Annotated in this window: 7 protein-coding genes; all 7 read right to left on the minus strand. The window is 74.8% G+C overall.

What is annotated here, in order from left to right:
- Positions 1-5: 5 nt before the first annotated feature.
- Positions 6-716, minus strand: coding sequence for a thioesterase II family protein (locus ACRAKH_RS20735; RefSeq protein ID WP_447009197.1), 711 nt, complete (start codon positions 714-716; stop codon positions 6-8).
- The gene (locus ACRAKH_RS20740; RefSeq protein WP_380728531.1) at positions 713-1978 is read right to left on the minus strand and encodes an MFS transporter; all 1266 of its coding nucleotides are present in this window, start codon (positions 1976-1978) and stop codon (positions 713-715) included. The genes ACRAKH_RS20735 and ACRAKH_RS20740 overlap by 4 nt, the downstream gene beginning before the upstream one ends.
- Positions 1975-5646 carry a non-ribosomal peptide synthetase gene (locus tag ACRAKH_RS20745; protein ID WP_447009198.1) on the minus strand — a complete coding sequence of 1224 codons (3672 nt, stop codon included), beginning with the start codon at positions 5644-5646 and terminating at the stop codon, positions 1975-1977. Before ACRAKH_RS20745 ends, ACRAKH_RS20740 begins: the two co-directional genes overlap by 4 nt.
- On the minus strand, positions 5636-14242 hold the full coding sequence (locus tag ACRAKH_RS20750) for an amino acid adenylation domain-containing protein (protein ID WP_447009199.1): 8607 nt from the start codon (positions 14240-14242) through the stop codon (positions 5636-5638). Before ACRAKH_RS20750 ends, ACRAKH_RS20745 begins: the two co-directional genes overlap by 11 nt.
- A 90-nt stretch (positions 14243-14332) precedes the next feature.
- On the minus strand, positions 14333-16063 hold the full coding sequence (locus tag ACRAKH_RS20755; RefSeq protein ID WP_447009200.1) for a methyltransferase domain-containing protein: 1731 nt from the start codon (positions 16061-16063) through the stop codon (positions 14333-14335).
- The gene (locus tag ACRAKH_RS20760; protein WP_380728364.1) at positions 16056-18293 is read right to left on the minus strand and encodes an AMP-binding protein; all 2238 of its coding nucleotides are present in this window, start codon (positions 18291-18293) and stop codon (positions 16056-16058) included. Before ACRAKH_RS20760 ends, ACRAKH_RS20755 begins: the two co-directional genes overlap by 8 nt.
- A gap of 15 nt (positions 18294-18308) precedes the next feature.
- Positions 18309-19583: a lysine N(6)-hydroxylase/L-ornithine N(5)-oxygenase family protein gene (locus tag ACRAKH_RS20765; RefSeq protein WP_380728362.1), complete on the minus strand. Its 1275-nt coding sequence runs from the start codon at positions 19581-19583 to the stop codon at positions 18309-18311.
- Position 19584: the final 1 nt, after the last annotated feature.

The raw sequence follows: 19584 nt of genomic DNA on the forward strand, positions 1-19584 counted from the left end.
GGCGGTCACCGGGCGACGCGCGCCGTCAGCTCCGCGACGACCGCGGGCGCGGAGTCCTGGAAGAAGTAGTGGTCGCCGGGAACGGTGACCACGTCGGCGGTGGCGGTGTAGTCCGACCACGGCACCGAGGGTGTGGGGTCCTCCGTGCCGTAGAACGACAGGATCGGGCAGGCGAGGCGGACATCGGGCGCGGCCCAGCGCGCGGCCAGGTCGATGTCCGCCCGCAGCACCGGCACCGAGATGTCCACCAGCTCGTCCAGCGTGTCCTCGTCGGTGACGCCGAGCGCCACCAGCAGGTCGCGGATGAACTCGCGGTCGTCCTCCTCGGACGCCTCGAACGTGGGGACGGTGCCGCCCGGCGGCGGCGCCTGGCAGGCGGCCGTGACCAGCAGCGCCGGCGGCACCCTGGTCGCGGTCTCCAGCGCCCACAGCGCCCCGATGCTGTGCCCGGCGAACACCACCGGCCGGTCGACGCCCGCGAGCGCGGCGACCACCTCGTCGGCGATGCGGCCGGGTTCCTCGAACACGGGCTCGCCGAAGCGCGCGCCGCGACCGGGCAGGCAGACCGCGCTCAGCCGCCAGGTCGGCGGCACCAGGTCGCGCCACGCCACGACCGCGCTGGGGCCGGCGCCCGCGCCCGGGAACACGACCAGCTCCAGCTCTGGCTCCTCCGGGCCGGCCAACCGCACCAGGACGTCCTCGTTCACACCGATCACGGCTGCTCCACCTTCTCCACGACGACGGTGCCCCTGAGGTCCTGGCCGCCGCGGAACGCGGGCAGCGCGACCACGATGCCGACGACGGCGATCACCGTCGCGACCACGAACCCGGTGAACGACCCGCTCGCGCCGGCGACCACACCGCCGAGCGTGAGCCCGATGGCGGACCCCGCGGTGTTGCCCGCGCCGCCCCAGCTCTGCGACTCCGCCCAGGCCTCCGGCGGGCTGAGCCGGTCGAGCAGCTGGCTCGTCAGGCTCAGCAGCGGCACCACGAACAACCCGGCCAGCACCAGGACGACCCCGGCCACCACGTAGTTCGGCCGGGTGATGAGCACCGCGAGGATGCCGAAGTGCGCCACGGACAACAGCACGAACTGCACGCTCAGCTTCGCGTTCCAGCGCACCGCGGCGAACACCAGGCCGCCCACCAGGCTGCCGACGCCGAGCAACGACAGCCCGATGCCGACCGGCGCGATCGAGTCGCCGCGCTCGACGGTCAGCTGGATGAGACCAGCCTCCACCACGCCGAGCGGGATGGCGCACAGCACGATCGACGGCACGAACCACGCGACCGCGCGACCGGGCAGGACGCGCTTGCGGCGGCCCTTCCTGCCGCCGTTCTCCTCGGCCTCGGCCTCGGTCTCGTCGGCGGCGCCGGTCCGGAACCAGGTGGGATCGGTGGTGTACAGGAAGAAGGCGGTGCCGAGGAGCACGCAGACCGCGCTGGCCCCGAACACCACCGACGGGCCGGCCGCGACGACACCCCACGCGGCGAGCGCCGGTCCGATGATGAAGATGAACTCCAGCGTGGTCGCGTCCAGGCTGAACGCGGCGTTGAGGTCGCCCGCCGGCGTGCCGTTCTTCAGCACGAGCCGGGTCATGGCCGACAGCGCGGGGATCGTGAAGCCCACCGCGACGGCCAGCGCGATCAGCACCGCGCCGGGGAGGCGGTCGGTCGCGGTCACGAAGCTCAGCACGGCCAGGGTCAGCACCTGCGCCACGGCGAACCAGCGGACCACGACCTTCTTGTCGTACCGGTCGAGCATGCGGCCCTGCACGGGCGCGCCGACCGCGGTGCTGACGGCGGCGGTCGCCGTCACCACGCCCGCGAGCTGGAGCGAACCGGTCGCCTTCTGCACGCCGAACAGCAGCGCCTCGAACACCATGCCGAGCGGCAGGCGCGCCAGGAACGACCACAGCAGAACCGGCCTGATCCGGGGGTTGTCCACCACGATCCGCACCGGAAGAGGGGCTTTCATGCGGTTCTGCTCTCCTCGGTCGTGGCGTGGATCAGCGCCACCAGGCCAGCGGGGGTCGACGCCTCGAACGGCGCACGCATCGGCAAGCGTACTGCAAACAGCTCGTTCAGCCGGGCCATCAGCATCGTGGCGGACAGGGAATGGCCGCCCAGGTCCAGGAAGTCGTCGGTGAGCCGCACGTCGGGCACGCCCAGCACCTCACGCCACACCTCCGCCACCCGCCGTTCGGTCTCGGTGCGCGGCAACGGCCCGGACGGCCCACGGACGGTCCACTGTGGACTTTTGAGCGCGGCGTGGTCGAGCTTACCGTTCGGCGACAACGGCATCGCGTCAAGCGTGAAGAAGCGGGACGGGACCATGTACGACGGCAGGTGCTCGGCCGCCGCGGCGCGCAGCTCGCCGTGGTCGGCGTCGCCGACGACGTAGGCGGCCAGGTGGCGGCGCGCGGGGTCGTCGCCCGCGACGACGACGGCGACCTGCCGCACCCCGGGGTGGCGGCCCAGCACGGCCTCCACCTCGCCCAGCTCGATGCGGTACCCGCGCAGCTTGACCTGGCGGTCCATCCGGCCCAGCAGCTCGAACCGCCCGTCCGGGCGCAACCGGGCGAGGTCGCCCGTCCGGTACCACCGGCCGGCGCCGCCGACCACGTCCTCCGCGAAGCGTTCCGCCGTCAGCTCGGGCCGTCCCAGGTAGCCGCGCGCGACACCGCCGCCCGCGACGCACAGCTCCCCCGTCACGCCCGGCGGCACCGGCCGCGAGCGCCCGTCGACCACGTAGCAGCTGGTGTTGGCCAGCGGCACGCCGATCGTGACGACGGGGTCCGCGGGGTCGACGCGGTCGCACGTCGACCAGACCGTGGTCTCGGTCGGGCCGTAGATGTTCCACAGCGTCCCGACCCGCGCCGCGAGCCGGGCGGCGAGCGCGTCGGTCAACGGCTCGCCGCCGCAGAGCGCGCGCAACGCGGGGCTGCCGGGCCACCCGGCGTCGAGGAGGTTCTGCCAGGACGACGGCGTCGCCTGCATCACCGTCGCGCCGGAGGTCTCGATCAGGGCGCGCAGGCGGTCCGGGTCGCCTGCCACGCCCGTCTCGGCCAGGACCAGGCACGCGCCGGCGACCAGCGGTGCGAACAGCTCGAAGATGGACATGTCGAACGAGAACCGCGCCGCCGCCAGCACCACGTCGTCGCCGGTCAGGCCGATGTGCGCGATCAGCGGGACGACCAGGTTGGCCAGGTTGCGGTGCTCGACCGCGACGCCCTTCGGCTCACCGGTCGAGCCGCTGGTGTGGATCACGTACGCCAGGTCGTCCGGTGCGGGAGTCGCGGTGGGCGGTGCCGCGGTGGGCGGTGCCGCGACCGGTGTCGCGGTGGGCGGTGCCGCGGCCGGTGTCGCGGTGGGCAGTGCCGCGGCCGGCGCCTCGGTGGAGTCGACCAGCACTGCCACCGGGGTCGGGACGCGGTCCCACAGGTCCGCCGACGTCACCGCGAACCGGATGCCGGCGTTGGCGACGAGCCGGGCCATCCGAGCCGCGGGGAGGTCGGGGTCGAGCGGCGCGTACACGGCGCCCGCCCGCAGGATCGCCAGGATCGCGACCACCGCCGACGCGGACCGGTCCAGGCACAGGCCGACCAGCGCGCCGGGCCCGACCCCGGCGGCGACCAGCCGTGCGGCCAGGTCGTCGGCGGCGGCGTCCAGCTCCCGGTACGTCAGGGTCTCCGTGCCGCAGCGGACGGCCGGGCGGTCCGGGTTCCGGGCGGCGGCGGCCGCGATCAGCGGCACGACACCGCCTTCGGGGATCGGCACGACCGGTCCGCGCGCGGCGCGCAGCACCGCTTCCCGCTCGGCGGCGGGGAGCAGGTTGGCCTCGGACACCGGGCGGTCCGGCGCGGCTAGCAGCGAGCCGAGCAGCACGGTCAGCCGCGCGGCCGGCCCTTCGACCGCGGCCGGGTCGAACCGGTCGGCGTCGTAGGTCCACTCGAACCGCGGCCGGTCGTCGAGCACGAGCGCGACCACGACGTCCGCGTCGTCCCGCGCGCACCCGGCCTCGGTGGTGATCGCGACGCCGAAGCCGGCGCCGCGGTGCGCGTCGGTCAGCGCCGCGACCGTGCGGCCGACCGCGTCGCGGAACGTCGGGTCGTCGTCGAGGCGTGGCCGGACCGCGCGCGGCGGTCCGCCGTCCACCAGCGCGCCGACCACGGGGTTCGGCCCGCCGTCGTGCCGCGCCAGCAGGACGTCGACGGCCGCCAGTGCCACGGCGAGGGGTGACGCGTCACCGGCGAGGTTCCGCAGCGCCGCCACGGCGGCCGGTCCGATCGGCTCCTCGTGGCGGTGTCGCGGCCCGCCGCGCACGTCACTCGTGGGCGGGAAGCCCGCAGGCACGTCGGCGGGCGTGTCGGTGAGCAGCGATTCGGCGAGCACGTCCGCGAACCCCCGGGCGATGTCGGCCGCCTCCGCCTCCGAGTACAGGTCCGTCGCGTACTCCAGGACCGCGTCCGCGCCCGCCGCCTCCACGTCCACGATGAAGGTCAGGTCGAGGTCGGAGGTGCGCTGCGCGGGCCGCGGCAGGAACCGGACCTCGACCCCCGGCAGCGACAGCGAGCCCGCCAGTCCCCGCTGGGTGATCAGCATGACCTGGCACAACGGCGAGTGCGACGGGTCGCGCCGGGGCGCGAGCGCGGACACCACCCGGTCGAACGGCGCCCGGCCGTGGTCCAGCGCGTCGAACGTCACGTCCCGCGCCCGCCGCACGGCCTCGTCGAACGGCACGGCGGCGTCGGTGCGGGGTCGCAGCAGCACGGTGTTGATCATCGGACCGACCACGGTCTCGTCGGCCCGACTCGCCCGACCGCCGGCGGGCGTGCCGACGACGAGGTCCCCGCTGCCGGTCGTGCGCTCCCAGAACCGCGCCAGCGCGGCCAGCAGCACGGCGAAGCGGGAGGCGCGGGACCGCACGGCGACCTCGTCCAACGCCGCCGCGACCCGTCCGTCGACCGGGATCGGGACCTGGTCGATCACGTACGTCCGGCGGGGCGGGCGGCGCGGCGAGCCCGGCAGCGGCACGGGGTCGGGCGCGCCGGCCAGCACGTCACGCCAGTGCGCGACCTCGGCGTCCGCCTCGGCCGTGCGGCCCCACCTCTCCTCCTCGGCCACGGCCTCCCGGTACTGCCGGGCCGCCGGCGCCGCGTCGGGCTCGGCGTACCGCTCGCCGATCTCCCGCAGCACCACGTGCAGCGACCAGGCGTCCACCGCGATGTGGTGCGCGGCGAGCAGGAACAGCCACCGCCGCGGCTCCAGCCGGACCAGCCGCACGCCGAACACCGGTCCGGCGACCAGGTCGAACGGCCGGGTGTCGTTGTCCTCCAGGAACACCCGCACCGCCGCGTCGAGGTCGATCCCCCGCTCGTCGCACAGGTCGAGGTACTCCAGCCCCGCGCGCCGGTCCGCGATCCGCTGGTGCAGCAGGCCGTCGACCTCCTCGAACGTCGTGCGCAGGGCCTCGTGCCGGGCCACCACGGCGGCGACGGCCGCGTCCAGCCGGTCCACGTCCACGTCGCCGTGCAGCTCGAACGCCACCGGGAGGGTGAGCGCGCCCGGGTGGTCGGCCAGCTCGTGCAGCAGCCGGAAGCGCTTCTGCGCCGACGACGCCGGGATCACCACGTCACCTGCCACCGTCGGTCTCCTCGATCCTCTCCGCGAGCACCACGTCCGCCGGCACCAGTGCGGCGGGCAGCCGGTCGGCCAGGGCGGCCCGCAGCTCGTCGCGCAGCCCCGCCTCGACCGCCGGCGGGAACAGCACGGTCCGGCCGGCGGCGGGCCGGTGGGTCCGCGGCAGCGGGTCGGCCAGCGCGTAGTGGTCCGCCTCGGGCAGGAACGACACGTCGTACGCGCCGGTGGGGTCGGCCGACGCCCAGCTCACCCGCACGTGCCAGTCGTGCCGCCCGCCGAGCCGCCACAACGCCTGCGGGTCGAGTCCCGGCGAGGTGTCGTCCTCGGCCCGCACGCCGCACGCGCGCAGCACGTGGGCGGCCTCGGCCAACCGGGCGTTGCGCACGCCCCGCAGTCCGAACGCCCGGCGCGGTCCGGTCAGCCGCCGTTCGACGGCGCGCAGCGTCGCGCCCTCGCCCGGTTCCCACTCGACGTCGGCGTCGGGCAGCGCGCAGCCCAGGTGCAGCACGGCGTCGTAGCGGAACAGCGTCACCTCGTTGGGGAACTCGCCCCGCCGGGGCGCGATCTCCACCGCAGTGAACCGCCGCCACCGCGCGCCGAACCCGGCCAGGTGCGCGGGCGACACGGCCAGCTCCCCGTCCGCCCTCAGCTCCTGCGCGGCCAGCCGGGACACCTCCTCGGGCGTGACGTCGGGGCCGCCGCGGAGGTGGTGCTTGAGGTGGGCCGCGGCGTCCAGCAGCTCGGCGTTGCGCAGGTCGCCGAGGAACAGGTGCCCGCCCGGCGCCAGCACCCGGACCGACGCCGCGACCACCTCGTCCAGGTACCGCGTGGACGGGAAGTGCCGCGCCACCGAGTTGACCACCACGAGGTCGTAGCCCGTGCCGGCGTCCGCGAGGGCGGCGAGCGCGTCGGCCCGGACGACCTCGATGACGGCGCCCGAGGGCTTCAGCGCGTCGGCGATCTCGGCGAGTTGCGCCGTGGCGGCGGTGGAGTGGTCCGTCGCCAGGTAGTGCTCGACGTGCCCGTCCTCCACCAGCGCGCGCAGGACCAGTCCGGTTCCCGCGCCGAGTTCCAGCACCCGTTTCGGGTGCAGCGCGCGGAGCCGGTCGACGGTCCCCTCCACCCAGTCCCGCAGCTGCGGCTCGGGCAGGGGCTCGTCGGCGGCGTCGAGCAGCGACACCTCGGCGTGGTCGCCTTCCTCGGGCACGACGGTCGCGACGAAACGGTCGTCCCGCACGGTGACCGCGGCGTCCCGCACGCGCGGGTGCGCGGTCAGCTCGGCCTCGACCTCCGCCGGGTCCGCGAGGCGGCCCCCGACCAGCGTGCGCCGGTCCGCGCGGCCGACCAGCTCGACCACGCCGTCGGCGGTGAACCGGCCGAGGTCCCCGGTGCGGCACAGGCGGTCCCCGAGGTTCGGGGCGAACGGGTCGGGGACGAACCGGTCGGACGCGCCGACGTGGCCGACGGTCCGGTGCCCGCCGAGGTGGACCTCGCCGACCACGCCGGGCGGAACGGGCCGGCCCGCCGCGTCCAGCACGCGGACCACCCGGCCCGGTCGCGGCCTGCCCGCCACGGGCGTGGCGCTGTCGGACAGCCGGCAGGTCAGCGCGTCGACACCGCCCTCCGGAGTGCCGTAGAGCGCCCACGCCTCGCGGACGCCCGCGGCCCGAGCCACGCCGCGCCACACGTCGACGGGCACCGTCCCGCCTTCCAGGAGCACCACGACGCGGGCGTCGTCGAGCGCGCCGACGTCGAGCAGCCGCCGCGCCTGCGGCACGGTCAGGCGCACCACGTCGACCGCACGGCCCGCCACCGCGGCGGACACGTCCGGCACGACGTGCAGCTCGTGCCCGGCGACCAGCCACGTCAGCTGTTCCCACAGCCCTTCGCCGGTCGCGGTGAGGGCCACGCGCTCGCGGCCCGTCGCGGCTAGGAGGTGCGGCGACCGCAGCAGGTCCGCCAGCGCGCCGTGCGACAGGACCACGCCGGCGGGTCCGTGCGCCGTGCCGGGGGTGAAGACGACCGCGGCGGCGTCCTCCGGCGCCGGGGACGACAGGTCGCCCGACGCGGCGGCGGCCTGGTCCAGCGGGACGCGCCGGACGTGCGGCGCGGTCGTCGCGGTGTCGTCGCAGAGCACCACGTCCACGTCGGCGCCCACCGCGTCGAGCAGGAGCCGTTGCCTGGCCGGCGGGTCCTCCGGGTCGAGCGGCACGACCACCGCTCCCGCGCCCAGCGCGCCGAGCAGCCCCGCGACGGCCAGGCCCGACGGCGCGGCGGCGACCGCCACGTGCCGGCGCCCGCGCACGGCGGCGGCGACGGACCCGGCGGCGTCGGCCAGTTCGGCGTACGTCCACGACCGGTGCGCGTCGACCACCGCCGTCACGTCCGGCGTCGCCTCGGCACGGCGGCGGAAGGCGTCGACCAGCGTGTCGGCGGACTCGACGGACTCGGCGGACTCGACGGACTCGGCCGCCTGCCCGCCGTCGCCGAGCGCCACCAACGACTCCACGTCGGCGTCCACGACCAGCGGCAGCTCCGAGACCGGGGCCTCGGCGTCGTCCACCGCGGCGGCCACGAGGGTGGTGAACAGCTCCGCGAGCCGCTGGGCGTCCTCGGCGGAGAACACGGACTCGGCGCAGTAGAACGAGCCCCGCAGCCCTTCGCCGTCGCGGAACAGGTCGAGGTTGAGGTCGAACCGGGGCGCGTCGGTGTCGGTGTCCAGCGCCGTCACGTCGAGGCCCGGCAGGTCGAACGTGCCGTCGGCGGGCTCCTCGAACAGCTGGCACGCCACCTGGACCAGCGGCGGCACGCCCGGCACTCGGTCGGGGTTCACCGCCTCCACCAACCGCTCGAACGGGAGGTCCTGGTGCGCGAACCCGCCCAGCAGGGCGTCCCGCGCGCCGGCCACCACGTCGATGAACGCCGGGTCGTCGCGCAGGTCGCCGCGCACGGCGAGCAGGTTCACGAAGAACCCGACCAGGTTCTCCACCTCGGGCGCGGTGCGGCCCGCGACCGGCACGCCGACGAGCAGGTCGCGCTGCCCGCTCAGCCGCGACACCAGCACCTGGAACGCCGCCAGCACCGCCATGAACAGCGTGCCGCCGACCTCGCGCGCCAGCTCGCGCAGGCCCGCCGTCAGCTCCGGCGACAGCACGACCTCCACGGTGGTGCTGCGCCGTGACGCGGTCCGCTCCCCCGGCGCGAGCCGGTCCAGCACCACCGGCGCGCCCGCGATGTGGTCCAGCCAGTACGTCAGCTGCCGTTGCAGAGCCGGTCCGCGCAACGCCTCCCGCTGCCACACGGCGAAGTCGCCGTACTGCACCGGCAGCGGCTCGGACACCACGGGCTCGCCGGTCGTCAGCGCCCGGTAGGTCGCGGCGATCTCGTCCAGCATCAGCGTGACGGACCAGCCGTCGCACGCGATGTGGTGCATGCTCAGCGCGAGCACGTAATCCTCGTGGCCCAGGCGCAGCACTTCGGCGTGGAACAGCGGACCCTGCTCCAGGTCGTAGGTCCGCCCCATCACGCGGGCCGTGAACGCCTTGATCGCGTCCTCGACGGGCGGCGCGCCCGCGGTCACCTCGACGGCCCCCGGCCAACGGGCCTCCACCACCTGCGCCGGCTCGCCGTCGACCACGGGGAACCGCGTGCGCAGCGACTCGTGCCGGGCGACCAGGCTCTCCACCGCCGTGGTCAGCGCGGCCACGTCGAGCGGGCCGCGCAGCCGGTACAGCTCGCCCATGTTGTACGCGGTCGAGTCGGGTTCCAGCTCCGCCAGCAGCCACAGGCGCAGCTGTGCCGACGACAGCGGCCGCGGGCCGGGCAAGTCGACCTTGGCGATCGGCGTCGGCGCGGTCTTCGCCGAGGCGCTGACGACGGCGGCGAACCGCTCGATCGTCGGGTTGTCGAACAGCGCCCGCACGGACACCGACGCGCCGAACAGCTCACGGGTCCGCGCGACGACCTTGCCCGCGCTCAGGGAGTGCCCGCCGAGCTTGAAGAAGTCGTCGGTCCGGCCGACGCGCGGCAGGTCCAGCACGCCCGCGACGACCGCCGCGACGACCTGCTCCGCGCCCGACCGGGGAGCGGCGTGGACGTCGAGGTCGTCCTGCGCCGCGGTGGGCAGCGCCGCCAGGTCCACCTTGCCGCTCGCCAGCCTCGGCAGCTCGTCCACCAGGATGAACGCCCTGGGCAGCATGTACTCGGGCAGCCGCGACAGCACGAGCATCCGCAGGTCCTCCGCGCCGGGCCGCGTCCCGGCCGCGGGCACGACGTGCGCGAGCAGTTCGGCGCCCTCGCCCCGGACGTCGCGGAAGCTCACCACGACGTCCACCACGTCCGGGTGGGCGGCGATGACGGACTCCACCTCGCCCAGCTCCACCCGGTACCCGCGCACCTTCACCTGGTGGTCGGAGCGGCCCAGGAACTCGACGGCGCCGCCCGGCCCGACCCGGCCGAGGTCGCCCGTGCGGTACATCCGCACGCCGGGCTCGGCCGCGAACGGGTCGGGCACGAACTTGTCGGCGGTCAGGCCGGGCCGGCCGAGGTACCCGCGCGCCAGGTGGCGTCCGGCGAGGAAGATCTCCCCGACCGCGCCCTCCGGCACCGGGTCGCCGCTGCGGTCGAGCAGGTAGACCGCCGTGTTGTCGATCGGCGTGCCGATGAGCGGGGTGTCGCTGTCGCGCAGCCGCCAGGTCAACGCGTCCACGGTGCACTCGGTGGGGCCGTAGAAGTTCCAGGCGTCCACGCCGTCCTCGGCCGCGAGCCGCTGCCACAGCGCGGGCCGGATCGCCTCGCCGCCCATGATCAACGTCGTCGGCCGGTGCCCGTCGCGGTCCAGCAGGCCGAGGTCGACCAGCTGCGCCATCTGCGACTGCGGCACGTCCAGCACGTCGATCCGGCGTTCCCGCACGAACCGCAGCAGACCTTCGGAGTCGCGGCGCGTGACCTCGTCCACCACGTGCAGCTCGTGCCCCCCGACCAGCCACAGCAGCTGGTCCACGGCGGCGTCGAACGCGAACGACGCGGTCAGCGCCACGCGTCGGGGCCCGGCCTCGCCGAAGTGCGTGCGGCGGTGCGCGTCGAGCAGGTTCACCAGCGACCCGTGTTCGAGCAGCACGCCCTTCGGCACGCCGGTCGAGCCGGACGTGAACAGCACGAACGCCAGGTCGCCCGCCCGCACCACCGGTCCGGGCGCGCCGACCGGGCCGGCGACGGCCTCGTCCAGCGCGATCCGCCGCAGCCCCAGCGGTTCCAGCGACGCCGCCGACGCGTCGTCGCACAGCACGACGGACACCCCGGCGGTCTCGACCACCGACCGGACCCGGCGGATCGGGTCGGACAGCTCCAGCGGCACGACGGCGGCGCCCGCGCCGAGCACCCCCAGCTCGGCCGCCACCACCAGCCGGGTCCGCCTGCCCGCCACGGCGACCAGCGGACCCGCGTCGGCGACGGCGGCCGTGACCGCGTCGGCGGCACGGGCCAGCTCGGCGAACGTCCACGCGCCGTCGGCGTCGGCCACGGCCACCGCGTCGGGCGTCTGCGCGCACCGCCGCCGGAACTCGTCCACCAGCGACGCGTCACGCACCGCGGTGGCCGTGCCGAACCGCAGGCCGCCCGCCGAGTCGTGCCCGGCGGCGGGCAGCTGCGAGACGCGGCGCGCCGGGTCGCGCAGCACCTCGGCGACCAGGCGCAGGAACGTGGCGACGATCCGGTCGGCCTCGGCGGAGGTGAACACCGACTCGCTGAACGTCATCAGGCCGCGCAGGCGGTCGCCGTCGCGGTAGAGGTCCATCGCGAGCGGCAGGTCCGCGTTGAGCACGCCGGGGGTGTCGAGCACGGGCGTCGCGGCCGCGTCGCCGAGCCGGAAGCCGAGGCCTGTCTCGTCCTCGAACACCTGGAAAGCCACCTGCACCAGCGGTTGCACGCCGGCCTCGCGCTCGGGGGCGACCGCCTCGACCAGCCGCTCGAACGGCAGGTCCTGGTGCGCGAACCCGTCCAGCACCACCTTGCGCACGGCGCCGAGCAGGTCGGTGAACACCGGGTCGTCGCGCAGGTCCGCGCGCAGCGCCAGCATGTTGACGAAGAAGCCGACGACGCCCTCGACCTGCGCGGCGGTCCGACCGGCCACCGGCATGCCGACGAGCAGGTCGCGCTGACCGGTCACCCGGGACAGCATCACCTCGAACACCGCCAGCAACGTCATGTACAGCGTGCCGCCGGTCTCGCGGGACAGCGCCCGCAGCCCGGCCACCACGTCGGCGGGCAGCTCGAACTCGACGAAACCCTCGATGCCGCCGCGTTCGTCCACCGCCCGGCGGGGACGCAGGGCGTCGATCACCGTGGGCGCGCCCGCGATCGCGTCCCGCCAGTGGGCGAGCTGGTCGGCGATGCCCGCGCCCAGCTCGGCGTGCTGCCAGACCGAGTAGTCGCGGTACCGCACCGGCAGCGGCGGCAGCTCGTGCCCCGCGTACAGCCCCGCCAGCTCGTCCAGCACCAGGCCGATCGACCAGCCGTCGCTGACGATGTGGTGCATGCTCAGCGCCAGCACCAGGTTCTCGTCGTCGAACCGCAGCACGTCGACGCGGAACAGCGGCCCGCGCGCCAGGTCGAACGGCCGCGCGAGCACGTCGAGCGCGAACGCCCGCGCGGCGGCGTCGAGGTCGGCGGTGGGCGGCGCGTCGACCACCTCCACGCGGCCCTGCCACACGTCGTCCACGAGCTGCACGGGCGCGCCGTCGACCACGGCGAACCGGGTGCGCAGCGACTCGTGGCGGGCCACCAGCCCGGCCACGGCCACGGCCAGCCGGTCGAGGTCGAGCGGGCCGGAGAGCCGGAACACCTCGCCGAGGTTGTACGCGGTGCTCGCGGGGTCGAGCTCCTGCACGAACCACAACCGCTGCTGCGCGAACGACATCGGCGCGGGACCGTCGCCCGCCACCACGTCCAGCGGCTTGCGCGGCGTGCCCCGCAGGTCCGACAGCAACGCCGAGAACCGCTCGACCGTGGGGTGGTCGAACAGCGACCGCACGGTCACCCGCACGTCCAGCACGTCCCTGATCCGCGAGATCAGCCTGGTCGCGGGCAGGGAGTGGCCGCCGAGCGCGAAGAAGTCGTCCTGCCGCCCGAGCCGGTCCACGCCGAGCACGTCGGCCATCAGCTCGGCGACCAGCTGCTCGACACCGGGCCGGGGCGCTTCGAACCTCGTCGCGGCGGTGGCGGCGGTTTCCGTCGTGTCAGCGGCTTCCGCCGCGTCGGCGGTGGTGGACGCGCGCACCAGCTCCGGCGGCACGTCGAGCCGGGACACCGGGACGTCCGGGTCGGCCAGCACCTGCGCGGCCAGCGCCGTGAACACCTCGGCGAAGCGGGCCGCGTACCCGTCGTCGAAGACGGCGCTGTCGTAGTTCAGGCGGCCGGCCAGCCCGTCGCCGTCGCGGAAGAAGTCCAGCGACAGCGCGAACGGCACGGCCCGCCCGAGCACCTGCAGCTGCGCCGCGCGCACCCCCGGCAGGTCCAGCTCGTACCGGAAGTCGCCGTCGAACAGCTGGAAGATCACCTGCACCAGCGGCGCGACACCCGCCCGCCGGGCCGGGTTGACCTCCTTGACGACCTCTTCGAGCGGCACGTCCTGGTGCCCGAAACCGGCCAGCAGCGTCTCCCGCACGGAGCGGAGCAGGTCGGCGAACGTCGGGTCGTCCCGCAGGTCCGCGCGCAGCGGCAGGGTGTTGACGAACAGGCCGATCAGCGGCTCGACCTCCGGCACCGGCCGGCCCAGCACCGGCACGCCGACGATCAGGTCGTCCGCGCCGCTCACCCGCGACAGCAGCGCCTCGTACACCGCGAGGAGCGTCATGAACAGCGTGGTGCCGGCCTCGCGCGACGCCTTGCGCAGCGCCGCGGTCAGCTCGGCGGGCACGGTGAACTCGTGCAGCCGCCCGACCGGTTCCGCACCGGGCCGCCGGGCGCACAGCGCGTCCACGGCGTGCGGCACGCCGTCGAGGTGCAGGACCCAGTAGGCCGCCTGGTCCCGGATCTCCTCCGCGTACACGTCCTCGTGCTGCCACCGGGCGTAGTCGCGGTACCGGACGGGTAGCGGCTCCAGCGCGGGCTCGCGCCCCTCCACCGCCGCCCGGTACGCCTCGGCGACCTCGTCCAGCAGGATCGTCAGCGACCAGCCGTCGCCGACCGCGTGGTGCAGCCCGAACAGCACCAGGTGGTCGGACTCGTCGAACCGCAGCACCTCCACCCGGAACAGCACGCCGCCCGCCAGGTCGAACGGCCGCGCGATCACGCGCTCGGCGAACTCGTGCGCGGCCGCGTCCCGGTCGGGCGCCGGACCCGCGTCCACGACCTCGACCCGGCCGCCCCAGACGTCGTCCACGACCTGGCGCGGCTCGCCGTCCACCACGGTGAACCGGGTGCGCAGCGGCTCGTGGCGGGCGGTCAACCGCTCGACGGCGGCGGTGAGCGCGGCGACGTCGAGGTCGCCCGTCAGCCGGAACGCCTCACCGTCGTTGTACGCCGGGGACTCCGGGTCCATCTGCTGGATGAACCACAGTCCCCGCTGCCCGTGGGTGACGGGAAAGGTGTTGCTGGACATGGTGCGGCGATCCATCTCTGTCGGTGGGACCTCGGGTCGGGACTCGGTCAGGGCTCGTCAGGGCTCGGTCGGGACGCGGACGGGACCCGGTCAGGCCAGGTGCTCGGCGAGCACGCGCGGCGTCCGGTGCTCGAAGAGGTCCCTGATCGACAGGGTCACCCCCCGCTGGCGCAGGTCGCGCACGCACATGGCCGCGGTGAACGACTCGCCGCCGAGCGCGAAGAAGTTGTCGTCCGGCCCGCACGGCTTGCCCAGGCGCTTGGCGAACACCTCCCGGATCACGTCGAGCGCCGACGCCTCGGCGTTCTCGGACTCCGCGCGCACGGCGGTCGCGTCGGCCCTGGGCCGCGGCAGGGCGGTCACGTCGACCACTCCGCCGCTGCGCGGCAGGTCCGTCACCCACACCACGTCGGCCGGCACCAGCACGGCGGGCAGCCGTTCCGCCAGGCCGCCGCGCAGGCGGTCGGTGAACGCGGCCGCCACGCCGGGCGGGTACACCTCCGCGACCACCGGCTCGGCCGACACGGGGTCGGCGAACCGGAAGTGCGTGGCGGCGGCGTGCGCGGGCGGCAGCAGCGTCACGTCGAACGCGCCGTCCGGGTCGCCGTCCGCCCAGCTCACCCGCGCCAGCCAGCCGTGGCGCTCGGCCAGCCGCCACAGCACCTCCGGGTCGACGCCCGGTCCGGTCCCGGCGGCGCGGCCGGCGGGCGTGAACCCGTGCCGGTCGCGGGCGGCCAGCGCCTCGTCCAGCCGCCCGTTGCGCACGGCCCGGTAGCCGAACGGCTCGGCCCCGGCGACCAGGCGGCGTTCCAGCGCCGTGAGCTGGAGGTCCGCGCCGGGTTCGGGCACGACCCGCTCCGGGGTGTCGGCGCAGTCGACGTGCAGCACGGCGTCGTAGCGGAACAGCGGCATCTCGGTGGTCGACTCGCCGCGCCGCGGCGCGATCTCGACGCACGTCACCCGCGACGCGCGGGCGGGAGTGGCGGCCAGCCAGGCCGGGTGGACGCTCAGCTCGCCGTCGTGGTTGCGGTCGTGCCGGATCGCCTCCCGCACGTCGTCCGCCTCGCCGCGCAGCTCGTGCTTCAGCGCGAAGAACGCGTCGGCCACGGCCTGGTTGCGCAGGTCGCCCAGCACCACGTGGCCGCCGGGCCGCACCACGGCGAGCGCGGCGTCCAGCACCTCCGTCAGGTAGTGCAGCGACGGGAAGTACTGGACGACGGAGTTGAGCACCACGACGTCGTACTCGCCGTCGGCGACGCGGGTCGCGTCCACCGCGTCCGCTTGCGCCACCACCAGCTTCGTGGTGGCGCCGGCGCGCCGCAGCTCGTCGGCGAGCTGGTCGAGCACCGTGACGGCGGACGCGGAGAAGTCCGTCGCCACGTAGGTGTCGATGGTCCCGGACGACACGAGCGGCCGGACCAGCAGACCCGTTCCCGCGCCGATCTCCAGCACCCGCTTCGGCGCGAGCGCGGCGATCCGGGCGACCGTCGTGTCGACCCACTCCGCCATCTGCGCCGGCGCGATCGGCTTGCCGGTGAAGCTGTCGTTCCAGCCGGTGGTCGCCGACGCCGGCGTCAGGTCGTCGCCGATGGACCCGTAGGTCTCGTCGAACACCGCCCGCCACGAGTCGACGGCGGCGGCCCGCGCCTCGGAGACGTCGGCGGACCGCTCGGGCACCGCGTACGCCACCAGGCGCCCGTCGACCGCCGCCACCGCCGCCTCGCGCACCAGCGCGTCGGCCAGCAGCTCCGCGGTCACCTTCGCGGCGTCCACCCGGACGCCCTTCACCACGATCGCGTGGTCCACCCCGCGCTCAGCCATGCCGGCCCACCGCGTTCGACCGCTGGTCGATGCGCTCGGTGACCTGCCGGACCACGGCCTCGCGGTCGATCTTCCCGCTCGACGTGAGCGGCAGCTCCGGCAGGACGTGCAGCGACACCGGCACGGACACCGCCGGCAGCACCTCGCGCAACGCGTCGAGCAGCGCGGCGACGTCCAGCGGCGGGAGCCCCGGCTCGGCGGTCACGGCCGCGTGCAGGCTGCGGGTGCCCTCGGACAGCTCCACGACGACGCAGATCGCCTCGGCGACGCCCGGCTGTTCGAGCAGGCACGCGTCGACTTCCAGCAGGTTCACCCGCGTGCCGCGGATCTTCACGTCGTGGTCGAGCCTGCTGAGGTACTGCACGACGTCCCCGTCGAGCCGCACCAGGTCACCGGTGCGGAAGGCGCGGGTGTGCCCCTGCGGCGTGGGCGGGATGGTGATGTACCGCTGGGAGTTCAGCTCCGGCTGGTTCAGGTAGCCCAGCGCCAGCGGCGCGCCCGCCACCAGCAGCTCGCCGATCGTGTTGTCGTCCGGCTCGACCGGGTCGATCAGCAGCTCGCAGCCGGGCAGCGGGCCGCCGATCGGCGGCTGCGACGGCCACTCCGACGGCGGTCCGGTCAACGTGTGCGCGGTGACCATCGCCGACTCGCTCTGCCCGTAGTGGTTGTTGAGCCGGCAGTCGGCGAGGCGGGTGAAGAACTCCCGGATCGGCGGCGAGCAGACGATCTGCTCGCCGGCCGTGTTGACCTCGCGCAGCGCCAGGTGCGCCAACGACTTCTCCGACGCGGCGGCGACGGACAGCATGTGCAGCCCCAGGTACGGCAGGAACAGTCGCTCGATCCGGTTGTCCGCCAGCCAGTCCAGCAGCTCGAACGGGTCCGACCGCAGCCGCTCGGGCACGATCACCAGCATCCCGCCGCCGGCCAGCGTGCCCAGGATCTCCTGGAAGCACACGTCGAAGTTGAGCGGCGCGAACTGGGCGGTGCGCAGGTCCGCGCGCCGCGAGTGGCCGCGCTGCCACTCGACCATGTTGTCGACGCAGCTGTGCGGCAGGGCGACCCCCTTGGGCCACCCCGTGGAGCCGGACGTGTAGATGACGTAGACGGGCAGGTCCGCCGAGCACGCGACGACCGGCCACGCCGCGGGGTCCGGCGCGTGGCCGGGGCGCGGCCTGGGGATGGCGACGACGTCCGCGCCGGTCGTGACCTCCGGCGCCGCCCCGACGTGCAGCAGCACCTTGGGCGCGCTGTCGGACAGCATGTGCGCCAACCGCCGCGCCGGGTACTCGGAGTCCAGCGGCACGTACGTCGCGCCGACGCTCAGCACGCCGAGCATCGCGGCGACCACCTCGGCGCTGCGCGGACCGGCGACGGCGACCCGGTCGCCCTCCGCCACGCCGCGGTCGCGCAGCAGGTCGGCGATGTCGCCCGCCCAGCCGAGCAGTTCCGCGTACGTCAGCTCCCGCCCGTCGTCCACGACCGCGACCTCGTCACGGCGCTGCCTCGCCGTGTCCACGAGGGACTCCAGCAGGCACGGCGGGTCGGCCGCGCCTCCCCACACCGAGAGCCGCTCCACATCGGCCGACGCGGCGGTGCCAAGACCGAACTCGCGCATGATCCTCCCTACGTCGCGGCGTACCCCCGAGTCGGCGGCCTCGAACCGGGCGATGATCCGGTCCTGCTGCTCGGGGGTCTGGCCCTGGCTGAGCTTGAACATCGCGTCGACCTGCTCGACCCGCAGCTGGAACGCGCCGACGGCGCGCCCGATCGAGCGGAAGTAGTCCAAAGAGGACTCGGGGTTCCACCCGACGCCGAAGTCGTTCTCGTACGCCAGCACGGTGCGGCGCACGACGTCCAGCGTCCCGTCGAGGTCTTCGATCCGCCGCAGCGTGCCGACGACGTGCACGGTGACGAAGTTCCACGTCGGCGCGGCGGGTTCGGTGTGGTAGTCGACCGGGGTGACGTACCCGTTCGGGCCGGCGAAGACGAGCTTCGCCGTCATGTCGTCCTCCAGCCAGCGCCAGTGCGGGTTGGCCCGGTTCAGGTGCCCGAGCAACGTCGTGCCGACCACGTCACCGCCCTGCGGCGAGCCCGGCGCGAAGATCACCGGCACGTGGGTGGCCTGCGGGACCCTCGGCCCCGGCGTCACCAGCGTGGCGAGCGGGTGGTTGCGCATGACGAACCGCGTCCACGCGTGTTCCCGGCTCTGGTACTGCTTGGGCACGTACATCGCACACCTCCTGCGTCAGGCGAGCCGGTCGAGGACGGAACGGGTGATCTCACCGGCGCGGACGGCGGTGGTGGACAGCAGGCCGGCCGAGATGCCGTGCGTGTGCTCGGAACCGCCGCCGTGGACGTAGATGCCGCACCGGGTGGCGCCCGAGGTCAGCACGCGGTAGTCGCGTTCCAGCAGCACCCTGCCGTCCGCGTCGCGCTTGCAGTCGCCGCCGAGGTCGCCGAGCAGCGCGAGCGGGTCGACCGGCCGGTAGCCGGTGGCGAAGACCGCGGCGTCGGCGTCGAGCACGTCCACGGCGCCCGTGGGCAGGTGCTCGACCGACAGCCGCACGCCCTGGCCGTGCTCCTCGACGTCGCGCAGGCGTGCCGCGTTGACGACCCGCAGCCGCTCCCGGCCGCGCACCTTCTCCTGGTAGTGCCTGCGGAACAGCTCGGTGCTCAGCTCCGCGTCGACCACCGAGTAGTTGGTGTTGGCGTGGTAGCGCAGCAACAGGTCCTTCACCCGGGGCGGCGCGGCGTGGAACGTGTCCACCGCCTCCGGGTCGAAGATCCGGTTGGCGAACGGGTTGTCGTCGGCGGAGCTGTAGCCGTACCGGGAGAACACCGCGCACACCTCGGCGTCGGCGAACTCGCGGTGCAGGAAGTCGACGACCTCGGCGGCGCTCTGGCCCGCGCCGATGACGGCGAGCCGGCGCGGACGCCGTGCGCGCAGGCCCTCGACGGCGCCGAGCAGCCCGTCGCTGTGCAGCACGCGGTCGGAGGGCACGACACCGGGCGGCAGGTGCGGGGCCAGGCCCGCGCCGATCACGACGTTGCGGGCGCGGTGGGTCCGCACGCCCTCGTCGGTGCGCACGACGACCTCGACGTGCTCGTCCGCCTCGCCCACCGCGACCACGCGCAACGCCTCCACGGTGGCCCCGTAGTGCACGGGGACGCGCACCTTGGCCGCCGCCCACTCCAGGTAGGCGTGGAACTCGGTGCGGTACGGGTGCAGCATCTTGCTGTTGATGAAGTCCGTCAGCCGGCCGACCTCGTGCAGGTACGCGACGAAGCTGTAGGTGCTCGCCGGGTTCCGCATGGTCACGAGGTCCTTGAGGAACGAGACCTGCATCGTGGCGCCGTCGAGCAGCATGTCCCGGTGCCACCCGAACCGCGGCTGCCGCTCGAAGAACGTCACCCGGGACAGGCCCGCGTCCTCCAGCGCGATCGCCAGCGCCAGGTTCGAGGGGCCGAACCCGCACCCGACGACGTCGAGCACCGGTCCGGCTTCTTCCGTCGTCGTCACG

The sequence above is a fragment of the Saccharothrix hoggarensis genome (assembly GCF_052936025.1).

Bases quoted from the DNA above. Each gene is read 5' to 3' on its own strand.
- ACRAKH_RS20740 (WP_380728531.1), bottom strand. From the start codon at position 1,978: ATGAAAGCCCCTCTTCCGGTGCGGATCGTGGTGGACAACCCCCGGATC.
- ACRAKH_RS20750 (WP_447009199.1), bottom strand. From the start codon at position 14,242: ATGTCCAGCAACACCTTTCCCGTCACCCACGGGCAGCGGGGACTGTGG.
- ACRAKH_RS20755 (WP_447009200.1), bottom strand. From the start codon at position 16,063: ATGGCTGAGCGCGGGGTGGACCACGCGATCGTGGTGAAGGGCGTCCGG.
- ACRAKH_RS20760 (WP_380728364.1), bottom strand. From the start codon at position 18,293: ATGTACGTGCCCAAGCAGTACCAGAGCCGGGAACACGCGTGGACGCGG.